Here is a 2,879-nt window from a genome sequence, read left to right on the forward strand (position 1 = left end):
GTCGTAGATTACGGCCACCGGGAACATATCTGTCCGGAGCGACATGGCCGCATCGATCTTGAAAGAAAGCAGGTTGATCAGGAGGTCCTTGGCCTCTCGTGTGTTCAGCCGGTCCGGGACGTCGATCACCGTGCATATCCCGCGCTGGCCAAGCAGCTCCACCATATCCAGCCCCTCGTCCGCGTTCATACATGCCTCCAGGTACGGATCTCCCAGGATGGTGTCCAATCGGTTGAAGATCGGCGAGACGATCTGCCGCTGCCGGGCCTCGCTCTCGTTATGGTACTGCTGCAGCGTCTCCCGATTCAATCCCACCGCCATGCTATCGATCACCTGTTTCCGGTACTTCTGGTCCGTGAAGATCCGGATCACCTCGGACAGCTTGCCCGTCTGCATCCCCATCACAGCCGCCCGGAGGAATCGCTGGGTCTGCGCGCCGGCGGTATCCGTATTATCCTCAAAGAACGCCAACATGATCTGTGAGAGCCTCGCTTTGGCCTGCGGGGCGTGCAGCACCTCCCGAAAGTCCAATGACACCACCTGTTCCCCCAGAACGATCCTGCGGCGATTCTCCGCAGGCAGCGCGTGGGATACCTGCTCCCACATCTCCGACTTTTTCGGATCCACCATGACGGCGGAGAATCCCGCGCAGACATACTCGATCGCCCGGTTGCAGCCGAATCCTTTCGTCTTCCCACTTCCCATCCCGCCGATCGCCACCGTCGGCAGACAAAGCTGGTCCCAGTCCTTTACCGGGAACGCCACCGGTACCGTCTGCTTCTTGAAGGCCACCTCGCCGATCCGGATTCCTCCCCGGGTCAGCACTGCCGGCACCTCGATCTGCCGGTTGTCCAGGGTCTCCATGCGGTCCCGGTGCTCATCCTGGAGTGCGGCCGTCGGCAGCTCCACTAAGCGCCCCAGTTCTTCGTTGCTCATGACGTTCTTGTCCGGGTCCAGGCGCGTTGGCCAGCTGATCCGGAAGGTATTCAGCTCCCGGATGATGACAGGCCGCAGGCGGTCGCCTATTTCGGCACGCTCCAGCTCATTGTCGGCCGTCAGGTCGTTGAAAGAGTTGGACATGGTCCGGAGGATGATCTGCTGACGCATGGTGTCCGGCGAGCTGGCGGCGATCCGGATGTAGGTATTGAAGGTAGGCGCCTTCCGCTTGTTGACCGTCCCCTTGGCCAGGCTGCCATCGATCATGATCAGTCGCTTTTCCTGGTCATCGCTGCCCTTTGCCGGCTTCTGCTCCTCTCCACCCACCGCAGCATGGAGAACATCCAGGGCGGCCTGCAGGAGCCCGCTGACTGCCTCGCCAAACGTCACAAACAGGTCCCGCTTGGTCAGACGGGTCCGCCTGGGCGTCCGGCCCTTCTGGAACTCCTTGTGCTGACGTTCGGCCCACTCCTGCCAGTCCAGGCGGCTCACCGGCTCCGCGCAGATGGAGAGTCGAGCCATGTCGCCGGCATGCATTTCCCCCGTAATCGATAGGATCGATCGCATCGGTTCCAGCTCGAGCCGGCGGTCTACCTGCAGAGCGAACATGTTGGAACGTCTGTATTTCATCTCGCAGACAGATGCGGACGCCGGTATGACCGTTTGCCATACATCCATTTCTTCGATGCTGGCCAGCGGCCAGGCATGCTCCAGCTGCATCAGGATCTCCCGCTTCCAGTCCGCCGGCACAGTGCAATAGAATCGGATCTCATCGTTTCGGAGCATCACGTCCCACCAGAGGGCCCCGGCCACCTTCCGCCCCTGCAGGCGCTCCAGTGGCGTCACATAGAAGCTGGAGAGCGCCCGGAACAGGTCATGGACCTTCTTATTGTCTACGGTCCGGTCCGGAGTCAGCCGCAGCTGCACATACTCCACGGGTCGCCCTTCTATGAATTTGAATCGCATTGATCACCCCTCCTATATCTGCCCCACCAACCGGGCCACAGCCAGAAGGACCGACATGAGCACTGCCCGTGTTCCCTTCTCCAGCCACTTTCCGGAGCCGGAGCACGCCACCAAGAAGCAGATCAGCCCCCATAACAAGGCCGCCTCCGCTGCGATGGGGATCCCGTTGATCTTTAGCCAGGCGGCACCATGCTGGATCCAAGTGATCACAAGCTGGCCGATGGTGTCCTGAACGACATCGCCAGCCGCCTCGGATCCGCGCTTCAGCAGCTCCGGCACGATGGCGCCGTCCGTGGATGGCCGCAGCCCTTCTGGCGTCAAAAGGAATCGCATGCTCACCACGCTCCCACCGGCCGGACTTTGTTGACCTGGTCCACGATCCACGGCACCCAGAACAGGAGGATATAGGCGCCGGTGGATACCTTCATCCGGCTGAAACCCTGCTGCGGCTTTCCGATCAGCGCCTCGAGCGCCCCCCACGCCATGAAGACGAAATAGATTTCATGCGCGAAACCGAAGATCACGTCCTTAACCGGCTTGGTGGCGGCCGCCAGCTGGGTGGCAAAATCCGCCGGCCCCGCCATCGCCATCGCTGCGACGGCTACAGGAGCGGCCACCGGTGCCGCATGAACCAGAGCAGACGTCTTCAGTAGGATTAGCCCGCCAGTCAAGACTGCCGACGCCAAAGCAGGCGCTATCGCCCTGGGAGCTTCGGCTTTGACGGGGTCCGCCGGGACAGCCGCACCTTTCTCACGGATCTCCCCTGACATGAAGGCTTTCCAATCTAATGCTTGTGTCTTTGCCATCTTCTCGCATCCTTCCATATTGATCTCAGGCCCATCGCGGCACAAACACATGAGCATACCAGCAGTACGGTCGATAACACCGGCATAACACCTCCGCCTTGTGGAGAGAATGAATCAAAAGGAGCGTGAATCACATGTGGTTCCTGGCGGCGGCCGCCTTCTTCGCAGCGG

3 protein-coding genes are annotated in these 2,879 nt (G+C 61.0%); all 3 read right to left on the reverse strand.

All coding sequences use genetic code 11. From position 1 onward, the window contains the following. A partial coding sequence (locus tag ACSEXW_RS27885; RefSeq protein WP_438449458.1) for a type IV secretory system conjugative DNA transfer family protein occupies positions 1-1,902 on the reverse strand: 1,902 nt, incomplete at its 3' end. A 12-nt stretch (positions 1,903-1,914) separates the two neighbouring features. Then, a complete protein-coding gene (locus ACSEXW_RS27890) occupies positions 1,915-2,235 on the reverse strand; it encodes a hypothetical protein (protein WP_438449459.1) in 321 nt (106 codons plus the stop codon). 2 nt (positions 2,236-2,237) lie between these two features. Further along, complete coding sequence (locus ACSEXW_RS27895; protein WP_438449460.1) at positions 2,238-2,708, reverse strand: hypothetical protein; 471 nt, start codon at positions 2,706-2,708, stop codon at positions 2,238-2,240. Positions 2,709-2,879: the final 171 nt, after the last annotated feature.

The sequence above is a fragment of the Oryzibacillus soli genome (assembly GCF_051594765.1).
In the GTDB taxonomy this organism is placed as follows: Bacteria; Bacillota; Bacilli; order Paenibacillales; family NBRC-103111; genus Paenibacillus_AR.